This is a genomic window from Microbacterium sp. MPR-TSA4, from assembly GCF_058792815.1.
This window is the reverse complement of sequence record NZ_JBXAFF010000035.1, coordinates 1-22,004: the sequence shown is the minus strand read 5'-3', so window position 1 is coordinate 22,004 and position 22,004 is coordinate 1. Positions and strand designations below refer to the sequence as shown.

At 69.7% G+C, this 22,004-nt stretch carries 27 protein-coding genes; 2 read left to right on the top strand and 25 right to left on the bottom strand.

Features of this window, described 5'->3' with window-relative positions:
* Nucleotide 1: 1 nt before the first annotated feature.
* The 25 genes from rplX to AC1Q49_RS12585 form a co-directional block, all read right to left on the bottom strand.
* Nucleotides 2–361: a 50S ribosomal protein L24 gene (gene rplX, locus AC1Q49_RS12705; protein WP_060960256.1), complete on the bottom strand. Its 360-nt coding sequence runs from the start codon at nt 359–361 to the stop codon at nt 2–4.
* Nucleotides 362–366: 5 nt separating this feature from the next.
* Nucleotides 367–735, bottom strand: a complete 369-nt coding sequence (rplN, locus tag AC1Q49_RS12700; protein ID WP_018171454.1) for a 50S ribosomal protein L14 — start codon at nt 733–735, stop codon at nt 367–369.
* Between the two features lie 3 nt (nt 736–738).
* On the bottom strand, nt 739–1,104 hold the full coding sequence (gene rpsQ / locus AC1Q49_RS12695; RefSeq protein ID WP_060960255.1) for a 30S ribosomal protein S17: 366 nt from the start codon (nt 1,102–1,104) through the stop codon (nt 739–741).
* On the bottom strand, nt 1,104–1,418 hold the full coding sequence (gene rpmC, locus AC1Q49_RS12690; protein WP_060960254.1) for a 50S ribosomal protein L29: 315 nt from the start codon (nt 1,416–1,418) through the stop codon (nt 1,104–1,106). Before rpmC ends, rpsQ begins: the two co-directional genes overlap by 1 nt.
* On the bottom strand, nt 1,418–1,837 hold the full coding sequence (gene rplP / locus AC1Q49_RS12685; RefSeq protein WP_016463572.1) for a 50S ribosomal protein L16: 420 nt from the start codon (nt 1,835–1,837) through the stop codon (nt 1,418–1,420). Before rplP ends, rpmC begins: the two co-directional genes overlap by 1 nt.
* Nucleotides 1,837–2,598, bottom strand: coding sequence for a 30S ribosomal protein S3 (rpsC, locus tag AC1Q49_RS12680; protein ID WP_005050510.1), 762 nt, complete (start codon nt 2,596–2,598; stop codon nt 1,837–1,839). The genes rplP and rpsC overlap by 1 nt, the downstream gene beginning before the upstream one ends.
* Nucleotides 2,598–2,981 (bottom strand): 50S ribosomal protein L22, encoded by a 384-nt coding sequence (rplV, locus tag AC1Q49_RS12675; protein ID WP_005050511.1) that lies wholly within the window; start codon nt 2,979–2,981, stop codon nt 2,598–2,600. The genes rpsC and rplV overlap by 1 nt, the downstream gene beginning before the upstream one ends.
* 38 nt (nt 2,982–3,019) lie before the next feature.
* Nucleotides 3,020–3,301, bottom strand: coding sequence for a 30S ribosomal protein S19 (rpsS, locus tag AC1Q49_RS12670; RefSeq protein ID WP_005050512.1), 282 nt, complete (start codon nt 3,299–3,301; stop codon nt 3,020–3,022).
* 12 nt (nt 3,302–3,313) lie between these two features.
* On the bottom strand, nt 3,314–4,153 hold the full coding sequence (rplB, locus tag AC1Q49_RS12665; protein ID WP_060960253.1) for a 50S ribosomal protein L2: 840 nt from the start codon (nt 4,151–4,153) through the stop codon (nt 3,314–3,316).
* A 24-nt stretch (nt 4,154–4,177) separates the two neighbouring features.
* Nucleotides 4,178–4,480, bottom strand: a complete 303-nt coding sequence (rplW, locus tag AC1Q49_RS12660; RefSeq protein WP_060960252.1) for a 50S ribosomal protein L23 — start codon at nt 4,478–4,480, stop codon at nt 4,178–4,180.
* A complete protein-coding gene (gene rplD / locus AC1Q49_RS12655) occupies nt 4,477–5,139 on the bottom strand; it encodes a 50S ribosomal protein L4 (RefSeq protein ID WP_060960251.1) in 663 nt (220 codons plus the stop codon). Before rplD ends, rplW begins: the two co-directional genes overlap by 4 nt.
* A gap of 2 nt (nt 5,140–5,141) precedes the next feature.
* Nucleotides 5,142–5,801 (bottom strand): 50S ribosomal protein L3, encoded by a 660-nt coding sequence (gene rplC, locus AC1Q49_RS12650; protein WP_060960250.1) that lies wholly within the window; start codon nt 5,799–5,801, stop codon nt 5,142–5,144.
* Nucleotides 5,802–5,811: 10 nt separating this feature from the next.
* On the bottom strand, nt 5,812–6,120 hold the full coding sequence (gene rpsJ, locus AC1Q49_RS12645; RefSeq protein WP_005050520.1) for a 30S ribosomal protein S10: 309 nt from the start codon (nt 6,118–6,120) through the stop codon (nt 5,812–5,814).
* Between the two features lie 887 nt (nt 6,121–7,007).
* Complete coding sequence (locus AC1Q49_RS12640) at nt 7,008–7,220, bottom strand: Rv0909 family putative TA system antitoxin (protein WP_060960346.1); 213 nt, start codon at nt 7,218–7,220, stop codon at nt 7,008–7,010.
* A gap of 150 nt (nt 7,221–7,370) precedes the next feature.
* Complete coding sequence (gene tuf / locus AC1Q49_RS12635) at nt 7,371–8,564, bottom strand: elongation factor Tu (protein ID WP_060960249.1); 1,194 nt, start codon at nt 8,562–8,564, stop codon at nt 7,371–7,373.
* Between the two features lie 165 nt (nt 8,565–8,729).
* Nucleotides 8,730–10,844, bottom strand: coding sequence for an elongation factor G (gene fusA, locus AC1Q49_RS12630; protein WP_060960248.1), 2,115 nt, complete (start codon nt 10,842–10,844; stop codon nt 8,730–8,732).
* 178 nt (nt 10,845–11,022) lie between these two features.
* Complete coding sequence (locus AC1Q49_RS12625) at nt 11,023–14,001, bottom strand: HtaA domain-containing protein (protein WP_492492538.1); 2,979 nt, start codon at nt 13,999–14,001, stop codon at nt 11,023–11,025.
* 93 nt (nt 14,002–14,094) lie between these two features.
* A complete protein-coding gene (locus AC1Q49_RS12620) occupies nt 14,095–14,892 on the bottom strand; it encodes a heme ABC transporter ATP-binding protein (protein WP_492492536.1) in 798 nt (265 codons plus the stop codon).
* The gene (locus AC1Q49_RS12615) at nt 14,889–15,941 is read right to left on the bottom strand and encodes a FecCD family ABC transporter permease (protein WP_492492559.1); all 1,053 of its coding nucleotides are present in this window, start codon (nt 15,939–15,941) and stop codon (nt 14,889–14,891) included. The genes AC1Q49_RS12620 and AC1Q49_RS12615 overlap by 4 nt, the downstream gene beginning before the upstream one ends.
* 53 nt (nt 15,942–15,994) lie before the next feature.
* The gene (locus tag AC1Q49_RS12610) at nt 15,995–17,134 is read right to left on the bottom strand and encodes a heme/hemin ABC transporter substrate-binding protein (protein WP_492492534.1); all 1,140 of its coding nucleotides are present in this window, start codon (nt 17,132–17,134) and stop codon (nt 15,995–15,997) included.
* Nucleotides 17,131–17,979 (bottom strand): HtaA domain-containing protein, encoded by an 849-nt coding sequence (locus AC1Q49_RS12605; protein WP_492492532.1) that lies wholly within the window; start codon nt 17,977–17,979, stop codon nt 17,131–17,133. Before AC1Q49_RS12605 ends, AC1Q49_RS12610 begins: the two co-directional genes overlap by 4 nt.
* Before the next feature lie 101 nt (nt 17,980–18,080).
* Entirely contained in the window at nt 18,081–18,839 is a 759-nt protein-coding gene (locus AC1Q49_RS12600) for an ABC transporter permease (protein ID WP_082734107.1), read from the bottom strand.
* On the bottom strand, nt 18,836–19,675 hold the full coding sequence (locus AC1Q49_RS12595; protein WP_492492529.1) for an ABC transporter ATP-binding protein: 840 nt from the start codon (nt 19,673–19,675) through the stop codon (nt 18,836–18,838). The genes AC1Q49_RS12600 and AC1Q49_RS12595 overlap by 4 nt, the downstream gene beginning before the upstream one ends.
* On the bottom strand, nt 19,672–20,031 hold the full coding sequence (locus AC1Q49_RS12590) for a DUF1048 domain-containing protein (RefSeq protein WP_492492527.1): 360 nt from the start codon (nt 20,029–20,031) through the stop codon (nt 19,672–19,674). Before AC1Q49_RS12590 ends, AC1Q49_RS12595 begins: the two co-directional genes overlap by 4 nt.
* A 1-nt stretch (nt 20,032) precedes the next feature.
* Complete coding sequence (locus AC1Q49_RS12585; RefSeq protein WP_060959096.1) at nt 20,033–20,374, bottom strand: PadR family transcriptional regulator; 342 nt, start codon at nt 20,372–20,374, stop codon at nt 20,033–20,035.
* A gap of 133 nt (nt 20,375–20,507) precedes the next feature.
* On the opposite strand from AC1Q49_RS12585, the gene AC1Q49_RS12580 reads away from it, so the two are divergent.
* Entirely contained in the window at nt 20,508–21,455 is a 948-nt protein-coding gene (locus AC1Q49_RS12580; RefSeq protein WP_492492525.1) for an aldo/keto reductase, read from the top strand.
* Nucleotides 21,452–21,838 (top strand): MerR family transcriptional regulator, encoded by a 387-nt coding sequence (locus AC1Q49_RS12575; RefSeq protein WP_492492522.1) that lies wholly within the window; start codon nt 21,452–21,454, stop codon nt 21,836–21,838. Before AC1Q49_RS12580 ends, AC1Q49_RS12575 begins: the two co-directional genes overlap by 4 nt.
* Nucleotides 21,839–22,004 lie beyond the last annotated feature (166 nt).

Genomic DNA, 22,004 nt, shown 5'->3' with positions numbered 1-22,004 from the left:
TTCAGAGGTCCTTGCCGCTCTTCTTCGCGTAGCGCACACGGACGGTGCGCTTCACGCCGTCCTTCGTCTGCTCCTCGACACGGTGACCGACCTTGGTCGGCTTCTTGGTCGAGGGGTCGACGAGGGCGACGTTGGAGATGTGGATCGGGGCTTCCATCGTCTCGATGCCGCCCGTCTTGGTGCCGCGCTGGGACTGGCCCACACGGTTGTGCTTCGTGACGTAGTTGACGCCCTCGACGATGACACGGTTCTGCTCGACGATGACGTCGAGAACCTTGCCCTGCTTGCCGCGGTCGCCGCCCTTGTCCTGCTTCTTGCCAGTGATGACCTGAACCAGGTCACCCTTCTTGATCTTGGCCATGAGGGTCAGATCACCTCCGGTGCGAGCGAGACGATCTTCATGAACTTCTTGTCGCGAAGCTCACGACCGACCGGTCCGAAGATGCGGGTGCCACGGGGCTCCCCGTCGTTCTTCAGGATGACGGCGGCGTTCTCGTCGAACTTGATGTACGAACCGTCGGCACGACGGGTCTGCTTGACGGTGCGGACGACGACGGCCTTGACCACGTCGCCCTTCTTGACGTTGCCGCCGGGGATCGCGTCCTTGACGGTCGCGACGATGATGTCGCCGAGACCGGCGTAGCGGCGGTTGGAGCCGCCGAGCACGCGGATCGTGAGCAGCTCCTTGGCGCCGGTGTTGTCGGCGACCTTGAGGCGGGACTCAGTCTGGATCATTTCTTACTTCGCCTTCTCGAGGATCTCGACCAGGCGCCACCGCTTGGTGGCGCTCAGCGGCCGGGTCTCGTTGATGAGCACGAGGTCGCCGATGCCGGCGCTGTTCTGCTCGTCGTGGGCCTTGACCTTCGACGTGCGGCGGATGACCTTGCCGTAGAGCGGGTGCTTCACGCGGTCCTCGACCTCGACGACGATCGTCTTGTCCATCTTGTCGCTCACGACGTAGCCACGACGCGACTTGCGGTAGCCACGGGCGTCGGCGTCGCGCACGTCGTGCGCAGCCGACTCGTGACCGGCGACGGGCGCCTCGACGACGGCCTCGGCGGCCGGCGCCTTCTTGGCGGCCTTCTTCTCGGTGGTCTCAGCCATCACTCGGCCTCTTCCTTCGTGGCCTCGGCAGCGTCATCCGCCTTCTTGGCCTTGGTCTTCTTCGCCTTGGTCGCGACCTCGACGGGCGCGGGCGTGGCACGGATGCCCAGCTCGCGCTCGCGGATCACGGTGTAGAGCCGCGCGATGTCGCGCTTGACGGCGCGGATGCGGCCGTGGCTCTCGAGCTGGCCCGTGGCCGACTGGAAGCGCAGGTTGAACAGCTCTTCCTTGGCCTTGCGCAGCTCCTCGACGAGGCGCTGGTCCTCGAACGTGTCCAGCTCGCTGGGAGCGAGCGTCTTGGTTCCGACGGCCATTACGCGTCGCCCTCCTCGCGCTTGATGATGCGTGCCTTCAGGGGCAGCTTGTGGATTGCACGGGTGAGGGCCTCACGAGCGAGCTGCTCGTTGACGCCCGCGACCTCGAAGAGGACGCGACCCGGCTTGACGTTGGCGACCCACCACTCCGGCGAACCCTTACCGGAACCCATGCGGGTTTCGGCCGGCTTCTTGGTGAGCGGACGGTCGGGGTAGATGTTGATCCACACCTTGCCACCGCGCTTGATGTGACGGGTCATCGCGATACGAGCGGACTCGATCTGACGGTTCGTCACGTACGCGGGGGTGAGGGCCTGGATGCCGAACTCGCCGAAGGAGACCTTCGTGCCGCCGGTGGCCTGGCCCGCGCGGCCCGGGTGGTGCTGCTTGCGGTACTTGACCTTACGGGGAATAAGCATTATGCCGATGCTCCTTCTGCGACGGGCGCCTCGTTGCGGGGCGCGCGACGACGGTCGCCACCACGGTCGTCACGACCGCGGGGGGCCTTCGGCGCGTTCGCCTGCTCGCGCGCGAGCTCCTTGTTGGTGAGGTCGCCCTTGTAGATCCAGACCTTCACGCCGATGCGGCCGAAGGTGGTCTTGGCCTCGTAGAAGCCGTAGTCGATGTTCGCGCGCAGCGTGTGCAGCGGCACACGACCCTCGCGGTAGAACTCCGAGCGGCTCATCTCCGCGCCGCCGAGGCGGCCGGAGACCTGGATGCGGATGCCCTTGGCACCGGCGCGCTGCGCGCCCTGCAGGCCCTTGCGCATCGCGCGGCGGAACGCCACGCGGGCGGAGAGCTGCTCGGCGATGCCCTGGGCGACCAGCTGGGCGTCGGCCTCGGGGTTCTTGACCTCGAGGATGTTCAGCTGGATCTGCTTGCCGGTGAGCTTCTCGAGGTCGGCGCGGATGCGCTCGGCCTCGGCGCCGCGGCGACCGATCACGATGCCCGGGCGGGCGGTGTGGATGTCGACGCGGACGCGGTCACGCGTGCGCTCGATCTCGATGCCGCTCACGCCGGCGCGGTCCAGCTGCGTCTGCAGGAGCTTGCGGATCTTGATGTCCTCGGCCACGTAGTCGGCGTAACGCTGTCCCGGCTTCGTGGAGTCGGAGAACCAACGCGACACGTGGTCCGTGGTGATGCCGAGGCGGAAGCCGTAGGGGTTGACCTTCTGTCCCATTACTTGCTCGCCTTCTTGCTGGTCTCGGCAACCTCGGGGGTCGCGAGCTGGATGGTGATGTGGCTCGTGCGCTTCTTGATCTGGAAGGCGCGACCCTGGGCGCGGGGGCGGAAGCGCTTGAGCGTCGACCCCTCGTCCACGTACGCGTTGGCCACGTACAGGTCCTGCTCGTCCAGGAACTCGCTGTCCTTGTCGGCCTTCACCCGGGCGTTGGCGATCGCCGACTCCACGAGCTTGTAGATCGGCTCACTGGCAGCCTGCGGGGCGAACTTCAGGATGGCCAGGGCCTCCTGAGCCTGCTTGCCCTTGATCAGCGCGACGACACGACGAGCCTTCTGAGGGGTCACGCGGATGTGCTTGACGCGTGCGATGGATTCCACCATTTCTCTCCTCCTCTAGTCCTCTCTGGAACGCCACCGCGTCAGCGGCGGCGACCCTTCTTGTCGTCCTTCTCGTGGCCGCGGAAGGTGCGGGTGGGCGCGAACTCGCCCAGCTTGTGACCGACCATGGTCTCGGACACGAACACGGGGATGTGCTTGCGTCCGTCGTGCACGGCGATGGTGTGTCCCAGCATGGCGGGGATGATCATCGAACGGCGCGACCAGGTCTTGATGACGTTCTTGGTGCCGGCATCGTTCTGCGAGACGACCTTGCGAAGCAGGTGCTCGTCGACGAAGGGGCCCTTCTTCAGGCTGCGAGGCATCTTCCTCTACTCCTACTTGCGCTTCTTGCCGGCGTTGCGACGGCGGACGATGTACTTGTCGCTTTCCTTGTTGGCGTGGCGGGTGCGACCCTCAGCCTGGCCCCAAGGAGAGACGGGGTGACGTCCACCGGACGTCTTGCCCTCACCACCACCGTGCGGGTGGTCGACCGGGTTCATCGCGACACCACGGACGGTCGGGCGCACGCCCTTCCAGCGCTTGCGGCCGGCCTTGCCCCAGTTGATGTTGGACTGCTCGGCGTTGCCGACCTCGCCGATCGTGGCGCGGCAGCGCGCGTCGACGTTGCGGATCTCGCCCGACGGCAGACGGAGCTGCGCGTAGGGGCCGTCCTTGGCGACCAGACGCACCGAGGCGCCGGCCGAGCGCGCCATCTTCGCGCCGCCGCCGGGGCGGAGCTCGATGGCGTGGATGACCGTACCGGTGGGGATGTTCTTCAGCGGCAGGTTGTTGCCCGGCTTGATGTCGGCGCCCGGACCGGACTCGACGACGTCGCCCTGCTGCAGCTTGTTCGGCGCGAGGATGTAACGCTTCTCGCCGTCCACGTAGTGCAGCAGCGCGATGCGCGCGGTGCGGTTGGGGTCGTACTCGATGTGAGCGACCTTGGCGTCGACGCCGTCCTTGTCGTTGCGACGGAAGTCGATGACACGGTACTGGCGCTTGTGGCCGCCACCGATGTGGCGGGTGGTGATGCGGCCCTGGTTGTTGCGGCCACCGGTCTTCGACAGCGGGCGCAGCAGCGACTTCTCAGGCGTCGATCGCGTGATCTCGGCGAAGTCTGCCACCGACGAACCGCGGCGACCCGGGGTCGTGGGCTTGTACTTGCGAATAGCCATGTTGGTTGTCCTCTATCCCAGCTGTCAGCCGACGGCCGTGAAGATGTCGATGGTGCCCGACTTCAGCGTGACGATGGCGCGCTTGGTGTCCTTGCGCTTGCCGGTGCCGAAGCGGGTGCGGCGGGCCTTGCCCGTGCGGTTGAGCGTGTTGACCGCGGCGACCTTGACGCCGAAGATCTTCTCGATCGCGAGCTTGATCTCGGTCTTCGAGGCGCGCGGGTCCACCAGGAAGGTGTACTTGCCCTCGTCGATGAGCCCGTAGCTCTTCTCCGAGACGACCGGCTTCAGGATGATGTCGCGCGGGTCCTTGTTGACGGAGACGTTCATGCCGAGACCTCCTCGGTGGTGGCGCTCTTCGACGCGACGAACGCGTCGTAGGCGGCCTTGGTGAAGACGATGTCGTCGGAGACGAGAACGTCGTAGGCGTTCAGCTGGTCGAACGTGAGCACGTGGACGTACGCGAGGTTGCGCACGCTCTTGACGCTCAGCTCGTCGCCGCGCTCGATGACGACCAGGACGTTCTTGGTCGGCGCGAGCTCGGCGAGGACGGCCGCAGCGGCCTTGGTCGACGGGGCGCCCTCGATGCCGAACGAGTCGACGACGTGGAGGCGGCCACCGCGAGCGCGGTCGCTCAGCGCGCCCAGCAGGGCGGCGGCGATCATCTTCTTGGGGGTGCGCTGGGCGTAGTCGCGCGGCTTCGGGCCGTGGACGATGCCACCACCGGTCATGTGCGGCGCGCGGATCGAGCCCTGACGGGCGTTACCCGTGCCCTTCTGCTTGAAGGGCTTGCGGCCGGCACCCGAGACCTCGCCACGACGCTTGGTCGAGTGCGTGCCCTGGCGAGCCGCGGCGAGCTGCGCCACGACGACCTGGTGGATGAGGGGGATGTTCGTCTTGACGTCGAACAGCGCGGCGGGCAGCTCGACCGAGCCGGCCTTCTTGCCGTTGGGGCTGTGGACGTCGAGCGCGAGAGTCGAGTCAGCCATGATCAGGCACCCTTCACTGCGTTGCGGACGTAGACGATGCGGCCGCGCGCACCGGGGACGGCGCCCTTGACGAGCAGCAGACCCTTCTCGGCGTCGACGGCGTGCACCGTGAGGTTGAGGACGGTCACGCGCTCGCCACCCATACGGCCGGCCATGCGCATGCCCTTGAAGACGCGGCTCGGCGTCGACGAGGCGCCGATCGAGCCGGGCTTGCGGTGGTTGCGGTGCGCACCGTGCGAGGCGGAGACGCCCTTGAAGTTGTGGCGCTTCATGACACCCGCGGTGCCCTTGCCCTTGCTGGTGCCGACGACGTCGACCAGCTGGCCGGCCTCGAAGGTGGCGTCCACGGTGAGCTCCTGACCGAGTGAGTAGTCAGCGGCATCCGCGGTGCGCACCTCGGTGAGGTGGCGGCGAGGGGTCACGCCGGCGGCCTCGAAGTGGGCCGTCAGGGGCTGGTTGACCTTGCGCGGGTCGATCTGGCCGTAGGCGATCTGGACGGCGTTGTAGCCGTCGCGCTCCGGCGTGCGCACCTGGGTGACCACGTTGGGGGCCACCTCGATGACGGTGACGGGAACGAGCTTGCCGTTCTCGTCCCAGACCTGGGTCATGCCGAGCTTCGTGCCGAGCAGGCCCTTGGAAACCTTTTCGTTGATGTGTGCCATGACCGGGACCTCAGAGCTTGATCTCGATGTTGACGTCGGCCGGGAGGTCGAGGCGCATCAGCGAGTCGACGGCCTTGGGCGTCGGGTCGATGATGTCGATCAGGCGCTTGTGGGTGCGCATCTCGAAGTGCTCGCGGCTGTCCTTGTACTTGTGGGGCGACCGGATGACGCACACGACGTTCTTCTCGGTCGGAAGGGGCACGGGGCCCACGACGGTGGCGCCTGCGCGGGTCACCGTGTCGACGATCTTGCGCGCCGACGTGTCGATGACCTCGTGGTCATACGACTTCAGGCGAATGCGGATCTTCTGTCCCGCCATTGTCTGCTCACTCTCTTTCTCGCGTCGTACCTCTGGGGCATTGGACGCACAGGGCACAGGGTTGTGCCGGGCACTTGCGCACCACTGTTCTGATGTCAGTCCCGACCGCCGCGCGCACGCGCGCGGATCCCGTTTCCGGGTGGAGTCGGATTGTCGTGTTCTGCTGCCCGCGGCCTAGGTCACTGCGCGTTCTCGTGGAGAGGATGCGCCGCCTATGCACTGCCCTGGCAGTGATCCCGCGCCGCGCTTTCGCGCACGCAGGAATGTGGAACTGGTCTAGTCTACGTGCCTCCCGGGCGTGTCGCAAACCCGGGCGTGTCGCGCACGGCGCGCGGCCTCGGCATCCGTCCGCGGGCGCCGCATCACGGCACAAATAAGGGGAGGGGTGGGCCCTTGGGGAAAGCCCACCCCTCCCGGTCTCCGCGGGACGCGCGACCCCCCGATCACGCGTCCCGGGTCTCAGCGCGCCGCGTCCCCCCGACGCGGACGCGCGGCATCGAGGACGACGCCACGGCGCGGACGGCGTCGACGCGGAAGCCCCCCGGCATCCACGTCGACGGCGATTCGTCCATCGCCGGCAGGAGCGAGAGGCGCGCGGCCGGAGATCCCGTACCGCGGCGAGTGTGCTCGGGTCCCCCGAACGTCCCCCATAAATCCACGAGCAGCGCTCATGCCCCCACAACCTGTCACCGTGCACACACGCATTCTCTGCGTGGTGCGGCGGAACGAACCCCCACAGTTCGTCCAGTCGGTCTCAGCCCCCCGGCGTCGTACTGACCAAGGTCGACGCTAAGCGGTCCGGGTCCCGGCGTCAAGTCGGTTTTGATCTCGTTTTCGACACGGCACGACGAAGGGTCGGATGCCGTGGCATCCGACCCTTCTCGAACTCAGTTGCCGATGGCGCCGTCGACCTGGTCGCGCACCTCGTCGACCTTCGCGTCGAACTGGTCCGGGGCGACCTTCTTGACGAAGTCGGCCGCGGCGTCGAGGACGCTGTCGCTGACCTCCTCCGCCTTGTCGGAGTGGATCACCTCGTCGATCTTGTCCTTGTTCTGCTCGAGGAACTGCTTCCCCTGATTCACGATGTCATCCAGCCCCATGGCCGTCCCCTCTTCGTCGATCGATGCGGCGCGGGCGCGCTCGCTGCCATTCTGGCCGCAGACGACGTCGAGCAATAGGGGGCGGACCCCCGGAAACGACGACGCCTCCGGGAGCGCGAGGCTCCCGGAGGCGTCGTCGGTGCGAAGTGCTTACTTCAGGATCTTGGTGACGGTACCGGCACCGACGGTGCGGCCACCCTCACGGATCGCGAAGCCGAGGCCCTCTTCCATGGCGATCGGCTGGATCAGCTCGACCGACATCTCCGTGGTGTCGCCGGGCATGACCATCTCGGTGCCCTCGGGCAGCGTGATGACGCCGGTGACGTCGGTGGTGCGGAAGTAGAACTGCGGGCGGTAGTTCGTGAAGAACGGGTTGTGACGGCCACCCTCCTCCTTGGAGAGGATGTACGCGGTGCCCTCGAAGTCGGTGTGCGGCGTGACCGAACCCGGCTTGACGACGACCTGACCACGCTCGACGTCGTCACGCTTGGTGCCGCGCAGGAGCAGACCACAGTTCTCGCCGGCCCAGGCCTCGTCGAGCTGCTTGTGGAACATCTCGATACCGGTGACGATCGTCTTCTGCGTCGGGCGGATGCCGACGATCTCGACCTCGGAGTTGATCGCCAGCGTGCCACGCTCGGCGCGGCCCGTGACGACCGTGCCACGGCCGGTGATCGTGAAGACGTCCTCGATGGGCATGAGGAACGGCTTGTCCTTGTCGCGCACCGGGTCCGGGATGGACTCGTCGACGGCGTTCATCAGCTCGACGATCGACTCGACCCACTTCTCGTCGCCCTCGAGAGCCTTCAGGCCCGAGACGCGCACGACGGGGGCGTTGTCGCCGTCGAAGTCCTGCGAGCTGAGGAGCTCACGGACCTCGAGCTCGACGAGCTCCAGGATCTCCTCGTCGTCGACCATGTCGCTCTTGTTGAGCGCGACGAGCAGGTAGGGCACGCCGACCTGCTTGGCGAGCAGGACGTGCTCACGCGTCTGCGCCATCGGGCCGTCGGTGGCGGCGACCACGAGGATCGCGCCGTCCATCTGAGCGGCACCGGTGATCATGTTCTTGATGTAGTCGGCGTGGCCGGGCGCGTCGACGTGCGCGTAGTGGCGCTTCGGGGTCTCGTACTCGACGTGCGAGATGTTGATCGTGATACCACGCTGACGCTCTTCGGGAGCCGAGTCGATCGACGCGAAGTCACGCTGCACGTTGGTCGCCGACGGGTACTTGTCGGCGAGCACCTTCGAGATGGCAGCGGTGAGCGTGGTCTTGCCGTGGTCGACGTGACCGATCGTTCCGATGTTGACGTGCGGCTTGGTCCGCTCGAACTTGGCCTTGGCCACTGGGTCCTCCTCAGGACATTCGTGTAGAGGTTCCGGGCGCTGGATTGCGACCGGTGCTCTACGGGGATGGGTGTCAGTCTAGACGACTGGGTCTGTATTCAGTTTGTGCGGATGCTGTGCGCGGGGCCGTCTGCGCAGACGGCCCTGCGCACGGCATCCAGAGCGTTACTCGCCCTTGTTCTTCTGGACGATCTCGTCGGCGACGGCCTTGGGGACCTCGGCGTACGAGTCGAACTCCATCGAGTACACGGCCCGGCCCGAGGTCTTCGAGCGCAGGTCGCCGATGTAGCCGAACATCTCCGACAGCGGGACGAGCGCGCGGACGATCTTGATGCCCGAGCCGTCCTCCATCGACTGGATCTGGCCACGACGCGAGTTCAGGTCGCCGATGACGTCGCCCATGTACTCCTCGGGCGTGCGCACCTCGACGGCCATCAGCGGCTCGAGGATGGCGGGGGCGGCCTTGCGGACGGCCTCCTTGAAGCCCATCGAACCGGCGATCTTGAACGCCATCTCGGACGAGTCGACGTCGTGCGATGCACCGTCGAGCAGGATCGCCTTGACGCCCACGATGGGGTAGCCGGCGAGCACGCCGACGTTCATCGCGTCCTGGAAGCCCTGGTTGGTCGGCTCGATGTACTCGCGCGGGATACGGCCACCGGTGACCTTGTTCTCGAACTCGTACGTCTTGTCGGCCGTGACCTCGAGGGGCTCAAGCGCGAACTGGATCTTCGCGAACTGACCCGACCCACCGGTCTGCTTCTTGTGGGTGTAGTCGTGGCGCTCGACGGCCTTCTTGATCGTCTCGCGGTAGGCCACCTGGGGCTTGCCGACGTTGGCCTCGACCTTGAACTCGCGCTTCATGCGGTCCACGAGGATGTCGAGGTGCAGCTCGCCCATGCCCTTGATGACCGTCTGACCGGTCTCGGGGTTGAGCTCGGTGCGGAAGGTCGGGTCCTCTTCGGCCAGCTTCTGGATCGCGGTGCCCAGCTTCTCCTGGTCGGCCTTGGTCTTCGGCTCGATGGCGACCTCGATGACGGGCTCGGGGAAGGTCATCGACTCGAGGACGACGGGCTCGGCGGGGTCGGCCAGGGTGTCACCGGTGGTGGTGTCCTTGAGGCCGATCACGGCGTAGATGTTGCCCGCGGTGACCGAGTCGACCGGGTTCTCCTTGTTGGCGTGCATCTGGAAGATCTTCCCGATGCGCTCCTTCTTGCCCTTGGTCGAGTTGATGACCTGGGCGCCGGAGTCGAGGTGACCGGAGTACACGCGGATGTAGGTGAGGCGACCGAAGAACGGGTGCACCGCCACCTTGAACGCGAGCGCGGCGAACGGGTCGTTGGCGTCGGGGTGACGCTCGATGACCTTCTCCTCGTCCTTGGGGTCGTGCGCCTCGATGGCGGGCACGTCCAGGGGCGACGGCAGGTAGTCGACGACCGCGTCCAGCATCGGCTGGACGCCGCGGTTCTTGAACGCCGAGCCGCAGAGCACGGGGTACAGCTCGCCGCCGACGGTGAGCTTGCGGATCGCGCCCTTGATCTCGGCGAGCGTGAGCTCCTCGCCGCCGAAGTACTTCTCGAGCAGCGCCTCGTCGGTCTCGGCGACCGTCTCGAGCAGCTTCTCGCGGTACTCGGCCGCGCGGTCGGCCAGGTCGGCCGGGATCTCCTGGACCTCGTACTTGGCGCCCATGGTGACATCACCCTTGGCGTCGCCGGGCCACACCAGGGCACGCATCTCGACGAGGTCGATGACGCCGACGAAGTCGTTCTCGGCACCGATCGGCAGCTGCAGCACGAGCGGCTTGGCACCGAGGCGGTTCACGATGGTGTCGACGGTGAAGTAGAAGTCGGCGCCCAGCTTGTCCATCTTGTTGACGAAGCAGATGCGGGGCACGTCGTACTTGTCGGCCTGCCGCCAGACGGTCTCGGACTGGGGCTCGACGCCCTCCTTGCCGTCGAAGACGGCGACCGCGCCGTCGAGGACGCGGAGCGAGCGCTCCACCTCGACCGTGAAGTCCACGTGGCCCGGGGTGTCGATGATGTTGATCTGGTGCTTGTTCCAGAAGCAGGTGACGGCGGCCGACGTGATCGTGATGCCGCGCTCCTTCTCCTGCTCCATCCAGTCGGTGGTCGAGGCGCCGTCGTGGGTCTCGCCCAGCTTGTGGTTGACACCCGTGTAGAACAGGATGCGCTCGGTCGTCGTCGTCTTGCCGGCATCGATGTGCGCCATGATGCCGATGTTGCGGACCTTGTTGAGGTCGGTGAGCACTTCTTGTGCCACGGGGTGTCCTTACGTGTGGTTTCGGGTTGCGGACGTTTCGACTCGGCTCTGCGAGCCTCGCTCAACGACCGGGGGCCGCGCAAGGCCGCGGCCGCAGCCGCGGGCGCCCGCAGCACCCAAGCGCCGAAGCGCCGCAGCGCCCCGCCGAAGCCAGGGGGGGCGCTGCGGGGTCGAGCGCTCAGACCGTGCGGTCGGCCATCGTCCTGCGGCGGATCGCCACCAGGCCCGCACCGAGCAGGAGCATTCCGAGCCCCACCCAGACGGTTCCGCCCGGCATCGTTCCGCCCGTGGCCGCGAGTGCTCCCGACGTCGCCGTGTCGCACGGCACGTCCGCACCCAGCGGGAAGGTGAACGACACCGGGTCGAGGCTCTCGCCCGCCGCGTAGAAGCCGCCGAAGGCCTCCGCACCGGCCGCCGTCAGGGTGGCCGCGGCATCCGTCCACGCGATCGCGCCGCCGCGGGTCGTCGCCGCCGGGAGCGTCAGGTTCGCGAGCACGACGCGGCCGTCGACCGACGGGCTGCCGCCGTATCCCTTCGACTGCACGTAGGCGCTGAGGGTCGCAGTGCGCGCGCCGGTGACCTGGATCACGGGGTTGGAGATCGTCAGGTCGAGCAGGCCCCCGTGTCCGGTGAAGCTCGCCGCTCCGCCGAAGGACACCCGGCCGATGCCCTCCTCGGTGTTGAACGCCCCCGATCCGCTGCGCCACGCGATCGACGCGGAGCCCTTCGCGATCGGGCCGTTCACGTACGACACGAAGCTCTGCTTCACACCCCACGTGAGGGTGGCCCCGTCGACCGCCCGCGCCGTGCAGACCGCGACCGGTGCGGCGACCGCCTCGGGCGCGGGGGATGCCGATGCGGCCTCGATCGTGATCGGCTGCTGCGCGGTGATGTCGCCCGCACGGACGACGACCGTGTGCGCGCCCGCGGGCAGGGTGGCCGGGATGACGCCGGTGACCGAGAAGAGGCCGCCGTCGCCGACGGTCGTGGTGCCCAGGGTGACCACGTCGGAGTGCACCTCGACGGTGACGGCGACCCCGGCGGGGAAGCCGCTGCCGCGCACCGTGAGCGATCCGCCCTGGACGACGCTGGGTGCGCTCAGGAACACGGTGGGCGTCGTGGTGGTCGGCGTCGCCACCGTCACCGCCGTGAAGTTGTCGAGGCTGCGGTCCGTCAGCGACAGCCCGTGCGCCGCGGACGTCGCGACCTGGTAGCTCGTGCCCGGCTCGAGGGTGCCGGCCGGGATCGTCAGCGTCGTGGTGAACGCGCCGTCGAGGATCGTCGGGACCCAGGCCTGCGCGATCCACCCGCCGGCGGGGAGCGCGGACTGCCCCGACCACAGCGAACTCTCGCCGAACAGCACGTACACGCCGTTCGCCGCGCCGGGTCCGGTGAAGCCGGTGCCCGAGACGGTCAGGACGTTCTCGACGGCGGGGTCCAGTTCGGATGCCGGGGTCACGGTGACCTTCGGGCCATCGGCCGGGGGCACCTCGGCCGCGAACGAGATCGGCGTGGCGGTCTCGAACGGCGCGTACGTCGCACCGCCGGCCGCGTAGGTGTACACGCCCCACGTGCCGTTCGCGAGCGCGCCGTCGGCCTTCGAGACGTGCAGCGTGGTCGAGAAGCTGCCGTCGGCGGCGATCTCGATCGCGCCGGCCGCGGCGCCCCCGACCTTCGCCACGTCGGCGGCGAGCAGGCCCCACTTCGTGTCGAAGCCCTTGCGCGCGGAGGAGGTCGCGCCGGTGCTCGGTCGCCAGTCGGCGGCGAAGGAGCCGAACACGACGTAGGCGCCGGTGAACGAGCCCTGCAGCGGCGGCCGGGTGCCGTCGGTGTCGGGCGAGTGGGGGAGGAAGCCGGTGCCGGTGACCGTCACCGTCTCGCCGCTCGGGTCGAGATCCGCCGTCTTCGACACGGTGACCGTCGGGGTCGGGGCGGGCTCCGGCACGGAGCCGGCCGCGTCGACGACGGTGAACGTCGAGAAGGGCGCGTAGACCGCGCCGCCGGCGGCCCACGTGCGCACGCCGAAGCGGGCGCCGTCGGGCGCCGTCGCGCTGCGCACGACGCTCAGCGTCGTGGCGAAGGTGCCGTCCGCCGCGATGGCGACGGCACCCGCCGCCGCGCCGCCGATCTTGGCGACATCACCCTCCGACACCGCCCACCGGGTGTACTCGGTGCTGCGGCCGGCCGAGGTCCAGGCGTCGCCGGCGTAGAAGCCGAAGCCCACGTACGCGCCGCCGAAGGCGCCCGCGAGAGGCGGACGCGTTCCGTCGGTCGCCGGCGCGTCCGGCACGAAACCACGGCCCTTCACGACGACGGTGTCGCCGTCGTACAGCGCCTGACCCGTATACGCGGTGACGCCGTCGGCGAGGAACACCGAGACGGCGGGCGCCGGCTTCTCGGGCTCGACGACCGCGGTGATGTCGTAGGCGACGGCATCCGACGTCGAGCCGCTGGTGGCGGCATCGGCCGGGGTGAACACGGCCGTCAGCGAGTGCCCGCCGACGCTCAGCGCCGAGGTGCTCACCTGCGCCGAGCCGGCCGCGACGGCGACGGAGCCCAGCGACACGGAGCCGTCGAAGAACTCCACGGCGCCGGATGCCGCGGGCGTGACGGTCGCGGTCAGCGCCACGCTCGTGCCCGACACGGCGGACCCGCTCGGCGACACGGTGAGGGTCGTCGTGGTCGCGGTGGGCGGGAACAGCGCCTCCCAGTCGATGGTGACCGCGGTGCGCGCGAGCAGGTTCGACGCCGACGGGAACGAGCGCGACGGCCACGCGATCACGTCGTACGACGTCGCGCGATCCAGCTTCGCGGCGGTCTGCGTGAGGGTTCCGGCGACGCTTCCGCCGGCATCCACGACGGCATCCGTGTTCGGAGTGCTGGCCTGGTCGACGTCGTAGCCGTCGCGCGTCACCAGCGCGAGGTAGACGTGCGGTGCCGTCTGACCCGGCAGCGCCTGCACGCTCTGGAACCCGGTGCCCGCGACCGCGATGTCGATGCCGACGCCGGGAGTGACGCCGACGGTCGCCGTCAGCGCGGGATCGGATGCGGCCTGCGCGGGCGCGGCGACGCCGACGAGCGCACCGGCGACGACGAGCACGGCGGCCAGCCCGCTCGCGAGGGCGCGTCTCAGCGACGGCCTCCTTGTTCTGTGCACGGGAGAACCTCCAGGAGTGTGGCGAAAGGAAGCGGATGACGTAGGGCAAACGCCCAGCTTGGAGTTAGCTTAGCCTATCCTTATTCATTCCATTCACCGGTATGAACCGCGCCGGGGGAGGATGATCGGCCGGCCCGTGTCGGGGTCGGCCAGCACGCGCACGGGGATGCCGTAGACCTCGGCGATCCGCTCCTCCACCAAGACCTCCGCGGGTTCGCCGTGCGCGACGAGTCGGCCGCGATCGATGACCGCGATCTCGTCGGCGTAGGCGCCGGCGAGCGACAGGTCGTGGAGCACCACGACCACCGCGCGCCCCTCCGCCGCCAGCTCCCGGGCGATCCGCAGCACGTCCTCCTGGTGGCGGAGGTCGAGGGCGGCCGTGGGCTCGTCGAGCAGCACGATGGGCGTGTCCTGCGCCAGCACGCGGGCCAGCGACACCCGCGCCTTCTCGCCGCCCGACAGCGACGGGAACTCCCGCTCGCGCAGGTGGGACACGTCCGCCCGCGTCAGCGCCTCGGCGATGAGGCGATCGTCGTCGTCGGCCCGCGCCGTGTTGATCCAGGGCGCTCGACCCATCTCCACGACGTCGGCCGCCGTGAACGAGAACGCGACCTGATGCGACTGCAGGAGGACCGACCGGGCGCGTGCGAGCTCCCGCGCGCGCCACTGGGCGAGCGGACGCCCGTCGAGCTCCACCGTGCCGGCGGAGGGCGCGGCATCCCCGGTCAGCACGCTCAGGAGAGTCGACTTCCCCGCACCGTTGGGACCGACGAGGGCCAGAACCCGCCCGTACGCGATGTCGAGGGTGACGCCCGCGAGGATCTCGGCGCCTCCCCCGGGCGAGCCGACCCGGTAGGACACGTCGCGGAGCACATACGCGAGCCCGCTCACGCCCAGCCTCCGGCGCGGCGACGGGTGCGGCGGATGAGCACGTAGAAGAACGGTCCGCCGACCAGTGAGGTCAGCACGCCGATGGGGAGGTCGGCCGACGGGATCACCGTGCGGGCGAGGAGGTCGGCAGAGACGAGCACGACCGCCCCGCCGAGCAGCGAGGCGGGAAGCAGCGTGCGGTTCGAGGGGCCCAGCAGCATCCGCATCACGTGCGGCACCACCAGCCCCACGAACGCGATGATGCCCACGAAGGCCACGGCGACGCCCGTGAGCAGGGCGACCAGCACGATCGCGATCACGCGCAGCCGTTCGACCCGCACCCCCAGGTGCGCCGCCGTGCGGTCGCCGAGGGCCAGCAGGTCGAGCCGGCGGGCGAGACCGACCGTGGCGGATGCCGCGGCCACCCCGACCAGGGCGACGAGCCCCACCTCGGTCCACCGGGAGCCGTTCATCGAGCCCAGCTGCCAGAACACGATCTGCTCGCGAGACGCCGTGTCGCCCGCGAACATCAGCACGGCGAGCGCGGCTCCCGTGAAGGCGTTGACCGCGATGCCGGTGAGGATCAGCGTGACCGATTCGGTGCGGCCCTGCGACCGGGCCGTCGCGTACACGACGAGGGTCGCCGCCAGCCCTCCGACGAAGGCGAACACGGCGGTCGTCCAGCCACCGAGGGAGGTGAGGCCGAGCGTGATCGCGGCGGCGGCCCCGACGGCGGCGCCCGACGACACCCCGACGACACCGGGCTCGGCCAGAGGGTTGGCGAAGATGGCCTGCATGACGGCGCCGGCGAGCGCCAGCAACGCCCCCACCAGCACCGACATGACCACGCGGGGGAAGCGGATCTGCCACAGCGTCTGCTCGATCAACGGCGCCGACGGCGCCCAGGCGTTCGGGATGCCGAGGGAGCGCAGCAGGGAGCCGACGACCTCCGCCGGGCCGATGGGCAACTGACCGATGCCCGCCGAGAGGACGACCCCGACCAGGAGCAGGGCCGCCGTCACCGCGAAGACGGCGCCCGCACGGCCCCGACGGCGTGGACGCGGCGGCACCCGCGTCGCCGCGCCGCGCGACGGACCGGGCGAGGGGGCAGGGGCGACGGAGGTCACGGGCCCTGCTCCGTCGGCACGGCCGGCGACGCGGCATCCGACGCGCCGTCGGGCGCATAGACCGCCCGCGCGAGCGCATCCAGCACCTCCGCCGACCGCGGGCCGAACGAGAGGATCTGCCCGTCCGCCATGTCGACGAAGCGTCGGTGCTGACCCGCGGAGGTGAGCGCGATCGCGGGCTTCTCGGCGAGCAGCCCGTCGATGCCGCCGACCGACGCGATGCCGGCGGTCATGACGAGGATCAGGTCGGGGTCGGCGGCGACCATCGCCTCGTCGGTCATCGGCTGCATGCCGCGCCAGCCCAGCTGACCGGCGACGTCGATGCCGCCGAGGGCGCCGATGAGGTCGTCGGCGCCGGACTCGCTGCCGAACAGGTAGTAGATGCCCGACGTCCCGCGCAGATAGAGGAAGACCATGCGCAGCCGGTCGGACTCGGCGGCGGGCGCGATCCGGGAGATCTGCGCGGTGACGGTCTGCAGCTCGCCCTCGATGCGGCCGGCCAGCAGGTCTCCGGCGTCGGCGGCACCGAAGATCGCGGCGACGGCGCGCGCCTGCGCGGCGGCACCCGCGAACGAGGACGAGCGCTCGACGAACACCACCGTGATGCCGACGTCGCGCAACTGCTGGACGACGTCGGCCGGACCGATGCTCCCGTCCGTGATGACGAGCGTCGGCGCGAGCCCGATGATCGCCTCGGCGTTGACGGAGTGGCCGCCGGAGGTGATCACGGGCAGGTCGCTCACGCCCGCGAAGGTGGTCGAGATGTCGCGGCCGACCAGCCGGTCGGCGAAGCCGAGCCCCGCGACGGTCGCCGCGAGGGAACCGGAGAGGTCCATGGCGATGACCCGGGAGGCGTCGGTGACGGTGACCTCCACATCGCCCGACAGGTCGTGGGAGGTCACGGTAACCGGCAGGTGCGACGACGGCGCGGCGAGGACGGGCTCGATCGCGGCGTCGTCGAGCGTCGCGGTCGAGGGGCCGACGTACGCCTTGGGGTCGGCGAGCGGGCTGACCTCCGACAACGCGACGCGCGGAGCGGATGCCGTGGGCTCGGCGGGCGCCGCCGCGGCGGAGCAGCCGGCCAGGAGCACGACGACGAGGCTCAGCGCCGTCGCCGCGACGCGGCGGAGGATCACGAGCCCTCCCCTTCCGCGCCGGCGCGGTTCCGGCGCCGGCGGACGAGGAGCAGCGCGGCCGCCGCGACCGCGACGACGGCGGCGGCCGCCCCGGCGATCGCCCCGACCGGCGCCGAGGGCTCAGGGCTCGCGGCGAGTGCGGCGTCGTCCGTCCCGGATTCCGCGGGGGCGGCGGGCGCGACCCCGGCGGTCGGGGTGGATGCCGGGCACTGCGCCGTGACCGAGAACGTGAGCGGGTCGAACGCCGTTCCGGCCGGATAGCTGCCGAAGGCGGCGAAGCCCTCCTCCGTCACGGCGGTCGCGGCATCCGTCGCGGAGAACGTGACGACGTCGCCGGCGCGCACGTACTCGATGGCGGCCGCGTCGACCGTGACGAACGGCGTCTGGGTGACCGTGTCGACGGTGCCGTCGCCAGCCATCGCGTTCTCCATCGAGACGCCCGCGACGTCGAGGAGCAGTCGGGCCCCACCCGCCGACAGCGCGAGCGTGGGGTGGGCGACGGTCGTGTCGAGCAGCCCGTCGTGCCCCGTGAACCGGATGCCGCCGGGGAAGGAGACCGCGCCGACGGTGCCGTCCGGGGCGACGGTGCCGGTGCCGGCGGACCAGTGGAAGGCCGGCGTGGTGTACGTCGCGCCATCGACCGTCTCCCACCCACCGCGGGCGATCGAGCCGGAGATGTAGGAGCGGAACGACTCCTTGAACCCCCAGGTCAGCGACGCGGCCGTCACCGTGCAGTCGGCGGGATCGGTCTCTCCCGTCGCAGCGGCGGGGGCGGCGGGCGAGACCGCCGCGACGATCGCGAGCAGGGCGATCGCGACGGAACGCGCAGACGGGGCAGGGCGCACGGGAGCTCCTGACGGGACGACGGCCGGAGCCGACTTCGGATAAGGATTGCCTTACCTAAAGTACACGGCCGGGTGGGCCTCCCGCGCGACGGCGCCTCGCGTCAGGTCGTCCGGCGGCGGTAGATCGCCGAGGCGGCGACGAAGGCCGCGACGAGGATGCCGAGCACCCAGCCCAGGGCCACCCAGATCTGACCCGAGACCGGCGCGCCCGCGAACAGGGCACGGATCGTCTCGACGATCGGCGTCACCGGCTGGTTCTCCGCGAACCAGGCGACCGGAGCCGGCATGGAGTCGGTGGGCACGAAGGCGGAGCTGAGGAACGGGAGGAAGATCAGCGGATAGCTGAAGGCGCTCGCGCCATCCACGGTCTTGGCCGTCAACCCCGCGATCACCGCCACCCAGGTCAGCGCCGTCGTGAACAGCAGCAGGATGCCGATCACCGCGAGCCAGCCGAGCACGCCGGCCCCCGTGCGAAAGCCCATGGCCAGCGCGACGGCGACCACGATGACCAGCGAGGCGGTGTTCGCCGCCAACGACGTGAGCACGTGCGCCCACAGCACACTCGACCGGGCGATCGGCATGGACTGGAACCGCTCGAGGATGCCGCCCTGCAGATCGAGGAAGAGACGGTACGCGGTGTACGCGATGCCCGAGGCGATCGTGATGAGCAGGATGCCGGGGAGCATGTAGTCGATGTACGGACCCGACCCGGTGTCGATGGCCCCGCCGAACACGTAGACGAACAGCAGCAGGAGTGCGACGGGCGTCACGGCCGTCGTGATGATCGTGTCGGGGCTGCGCAGGATGTGGCGCAGCGAGCGCCCGGTGAGGATGCGGGTGTCCAGGAGTGCGGTGCTCATGATGCGCGCCTCTCGGTGTCGGTGTGGGGATCGGTGTCGGGATCGGTGTCGGTGTCGGGATCGGCCGCGCCGGTGAGGGCGAGGAAGATCTCCTCGAGCGTGGGCTGCTTCTCGACGTACTCCACCGTCGCCGGGGGCAGCAGGCGCTTCAGCTCCGCGAGCGTGCCCTCGACCAGGATGCGGCCGCGATGCAGGATGGCGATGCGGTCGGCCAGCTGCTCGGCCTCGTCGAGATACTGGGTCGTCAGCAGCACGGTCGTCCCGCCGTCGGCGAGCGCACGGACGGTGCTCCACACCTCCGCGCGCGCCTGGGGGTCGAGGCCCGTCGTCGGCTCGTCGAGGAAGACGACGGACGGATCTCCGACGAGGCTCATCGCGATGTCGAGTCGACGCCGCATGCCGCCGGAGTACGTGCCGGCCGGGCGCGACGCGGCATCCGTCAGCGAGAACCGCGCGAGCAGGCCGTCGACGACGTCGACCGGTGCAGCCACGTGCCGCAGCCGGGCGACGAGCAGGAGGTTCTCCCGCCCCGTCAGCACCTCGTCGACGGCGGCGAACTGGCCGGTCAGGCTGATGGCGCGCCGCACGGCATCCCCGTCGATGACCACATCGTGCCCGTCGACCGTCGCGAGCCCGCGATCGGGTCGCAGCAGCGTCGCCAGGATCCGCACGAGGGTCGTCTTGCCGGCCCCGTTCGAGCCCAGCAGGGCCACGATGATGCCCCGCGGCACCTCGAGGTCGACGCCGCGGAGCACCTCCAGGTCTCCGAACGACTTCTCGATGCCGGCGACCCGGATCGCGGGCGCGGGGGCGGGCGGCGTGGTGGTGGCGTTCATGAGCGTTCCCGTTCGGCCCGCTCGATCGCCTCGACCAGCCGCGTGCGCTCCTTGTCGATCCACTGCCGGCCCGCGTAGGCACGGACGAAGTCCTCGCCGAACTCGACGGGATCCGCGCCGACGATGTCGCGCAGCGGGGTGGCGTCGGCCGCCGCGCGCTCCCAGAGGTCGACGAAGTCCGCGAACAGGGTCACGAGCGTGTCGCCGTCGAGGAATCCCGCGGAGTACATGAAGTACCGCTGATAGGCCTTCGCCGCGTCGCGGTACGGCGCGGGCAAGGCATCCATCCGCGCGACGGCGTTCTTGTACTGCTTCTTCTGCTCGAGCGATCCGGTGAGCTTCTCGATCCACGACATCTCAGTTCTCCTTCTGGTCGTCTTCGGCGTGGAGCTGATCGAGTCGGTCGGCGAGGAAGCTCCACGTTCCCCAGAACTCTTCGAGCTGGTCCGCGCCCTGCGCGTTCAGCGTGTAGACCTTGCGGGGCGGCCCCTTCTCCGACGGCACCTTCTCGACGTCGACGAGACCGCGTTGCTCGATGCGCACGAGGAGCGCGTACACCGTTCCCTCGGCGATCTCCGCGAACCCCTGCTCGCGCAGCCAGGCGGTGATCTCGTAGCCGTACGCCGGACGACGGCCGAGAATCGCCAGCACGATGCCCTCGAGCACGCCCTTGAGCATCTCGGTGGATTGGCGTCCCATGGATCCTCCTCAGTCGGTACTCATCAACAACGAGTACCGGTACATAGTAAGCATGAGTACCGGTACTCCGCAAGACTGAGTACCGATCCCGGTTTTGACCTGGAGCGCGCTCCAGGTGGTGGGCTGTGGAGCCATGGACACCACTCACCGCAAGGAACTGGCTCTGGGCACGATCTGGTTCGGCACGCGACAGGATGCCGAACGCTCGTATGCACTGCTCGATCACTACGTGGCACGCGGCGGACGCTGGCTCGACACCGCCGACAACTACGCGTTCTGGGAGTCGCCGAGCGGCACCGGCGGCGCGAGCGAGACCGTCATCGGCGACTGGCTCCGCCGGCATCCGGGCGTACGCGACGAGGTGGCGATCTCGACCAAGATCGGCGCGAACCCGACGGTGCCCGGCACGTGGGCCTCCCCGATGGAGGGTCTCGGCCCGCGCGCCGTCGAGGAGGCGGTCGCGCCGTCGATGGCCCGTCTCGGCGTGGACGTCATCGACCTGCTCTGGGCGCACAGCGAGGACCGCGCGGTTCCCCTCGAAGAGCAGGTCGAGGCGCTCGGGTCGCTCGTCGCCGAGGGCCGGGTGCGTCGACTCGGCGCGTCGAACCACGCGACCTGGCGCGTCGAACGCGCCCGCTCCCTCGCCCGCACGCGCGGACTGGCCTCCTACGATGCCCTCCAACTGCGGCACAGCTACCTCCAGCCGATGCCGTTCGCACCGCTGCCGCCGGGCCACGTGGTCGCGACCCCCGAGTCCCTCGACTACGTCGCCTCGGAGGGACTCGGCATGTGGGCCTACACGACGCTGCTGTCGGGGGCGTACGCGCGCACCGACCGGCTGCCGCACGCCTACCGGCATCCCGACACCGACCGGCGCCTGGCCGCGCTGGACCGCGTCGCCCGGCGCCTGGACGCCACGCGCAACCAGGTGGTGCTCGCGTGGCTGATCGGCGGCACGCCGGCCGTCACGCCCGTCGTCGGCGTGTCCGACATCGCACAGTTGGATGAGGCGATGGACGCGCTCGCATTGCAGCTGGATGCCGAGGCGCGCGCCGTGCTCGACGGAAGGGATGCGCAATGACCACGATGCTCACGATGGGCGAGGCCGTCGCGGCGAGCGGCCTCTCGGCCGACACCCTCCGCTACTACGAGGACGAGGGGATCATCGGCCCGCTCACGCGCGATCGCCGCAACCATCGGGTGTTCAGCGACAACGATCTCGCCTGGATCGGGGTCGTCACGTGCATGAAGGATGCCGGGCTCGGCATCGACGATCTGCGCACGTTCGCCGATCTCCTCCACGGCCCCCACGCCTCGGTCGACCCGGTGGCCTTCCTCGAGGAGCGCCGCGCGGCCCTCGAGGAGCGCCGTCGCGTGCTCTCCAGCGCGATCGCGGTCATGGACGACAAGATCGCGCACTTCCGCGGGTCCCACGCTCGAGCGGGCTCTCCCGACGCCGGCTGAGCCGGGCGCGCGTTTCGACTCGGCGCTGCGCGCCTCGCCCCCGGTCGTTGAGCGAGCGCAGCCCCCCGGTCGTTGAGCGAGCGCAGCGAGTCGAAACGCCCCAGCCGCCCGCCCGTTGAGCGAGCGCAGCGAGTCGAAACGCCCCACCTCACCCCCGGTCGTTGAG

Bases quoted from the DNA above. Each gene is read 5' to 3' on its own strand.
- rplD (WP_060960251.1), bottom strand. From the start codon at position 5,139: ATGGCTGACTCGACTCTCGCGCTCGACGTCCACAGCCCCAACGGCAAG.
- AC1Q49_RS12585 (WP_060959096.1), bottom strand. From the start codon at position 20,374: ATGGGACGCCAATCCACCGAGATGCTCAAGGGCGTGCTCGAGGGCATC.
- AC1Q49_RS12600 (WP_082734107.1), bottom strand. From the start codon at position 18,839: ATGAGCACCGCACTCCTGGACACCCGCATCCTCACCGGGCGCTCGCTG.
- rplV (WP_005050511.1), bottom strand. From the start codon at position 2,981: ATGGTGGAATCCATCGCACGCGTCAAGCACATCCGCGTGACCCCTCAG.
- AC1Q49_RS12595 (WP_492492529.1), bottom strand. From the start codon at position 19,675: ATGAACGCCACCACCACGCCGCCCGCCCCCGCGCCCGCGATCCGGGTC.
- rpsS (WP_005050512.1), bottom strand. From the start codon at position 3,301: ATGCCTCGCAGCCTGAAGAAGGGCCCCTTCGTCGACGAGCACCTGCTT.
- AC1Q49_RS12580 (WP_492492525.1), top strand. From the start codon at position 20,508: ATGGACACCACTCACCGCAAGGAACTGGCTCTGGGCACGATCTGGTTC.
- rplC (WP_060960250.1), bottom strand. From the start codon at position 5,801: ATGGCACACATCAACGAAAAGGTTTCCAAGGGCCTGCTCGGCACGAAG.
- rplP (WP_016463572.1), bottom strand. From the start codon at position 1,837: ATGCTTATTCCCCGTAAGGTCAAGTACCGCAAGCAGCACCACCCGGGC.
- AC1Q49_RS12575 (WP_492492522.1), top strand. From the start codon at position 21,452: ATGACCACGATGCTCACGATGGGCGAGGCCGTCGCGGCGAGCGGCCTC.
- rpmC (WP_060960254.1), bottom strand. From the start codon at position 1,418: ATGGCCGTCGGAACCAAGACGCTCGCTCCCAGCGAGCTGGACACGTTC.
- rplB (WP_060960253.1), bottom strand. From the start codon at position 4,153: ATGGCTATTCGCAAGTACAAGCCCACGACCCCGGGTCGCCGCGGTTCG.
- rplW (WP_060960252.1), bottom strand. From the start codon at position 4,480: ATGAACGTCTCCGTCAACAAGGACCCGCGCGACATCATCCTGAAGCCG.
- AC1Q49_RS12590 (WP_492492527.1), bottom strand. From the start codon at position 20,031: ATGTCGTGGATCGAGAAGCTCACCGGATCGCTCGAGCAGAAGAAGCAG.
- AC1Q49_RS12640 (WP_060960346.1), bottom strand. From the start codon at position 7,220: ATGGGGCTGGATGACATCGTGAATCAGGGGAAGCAGTTCCTCGAGCAG.
- rpsJ (WP_005050520.1), bottom strand. From the start codon at position 6,120: ATGGCGGGACAGAAGATCCGCATTCGCCTGAAGTCGTATGACCACGAG.
- rpsQ (WP_060960255.1), bottom strand. From the start codon at position 1,104: ATGGCTGAGACCACCGAGAAGAAGGCCGCCAAGAAGGCGCCGGCCGCC.
- rplN (WP_018171454.1), bottom strand. From the start codon at position 735: ATGATCCAGACTGAGTCCCGCCTCAAGGTCGCCGACAACACCGGCGCC.
- rplX (WP_060960256.1), bottom strand. From the start codon at position 361: ATGGCCAAGATCAAGAAGGGTGACCTGGTTCAGGTCATCACTGGCAAG.
- rpsC (WP_005050510.1), bottom strand. From the start codon at position 2,598: ATGGGACAGAAGGTCAACCCCTACGGCTTCCGCCTCGGCATCACCACG.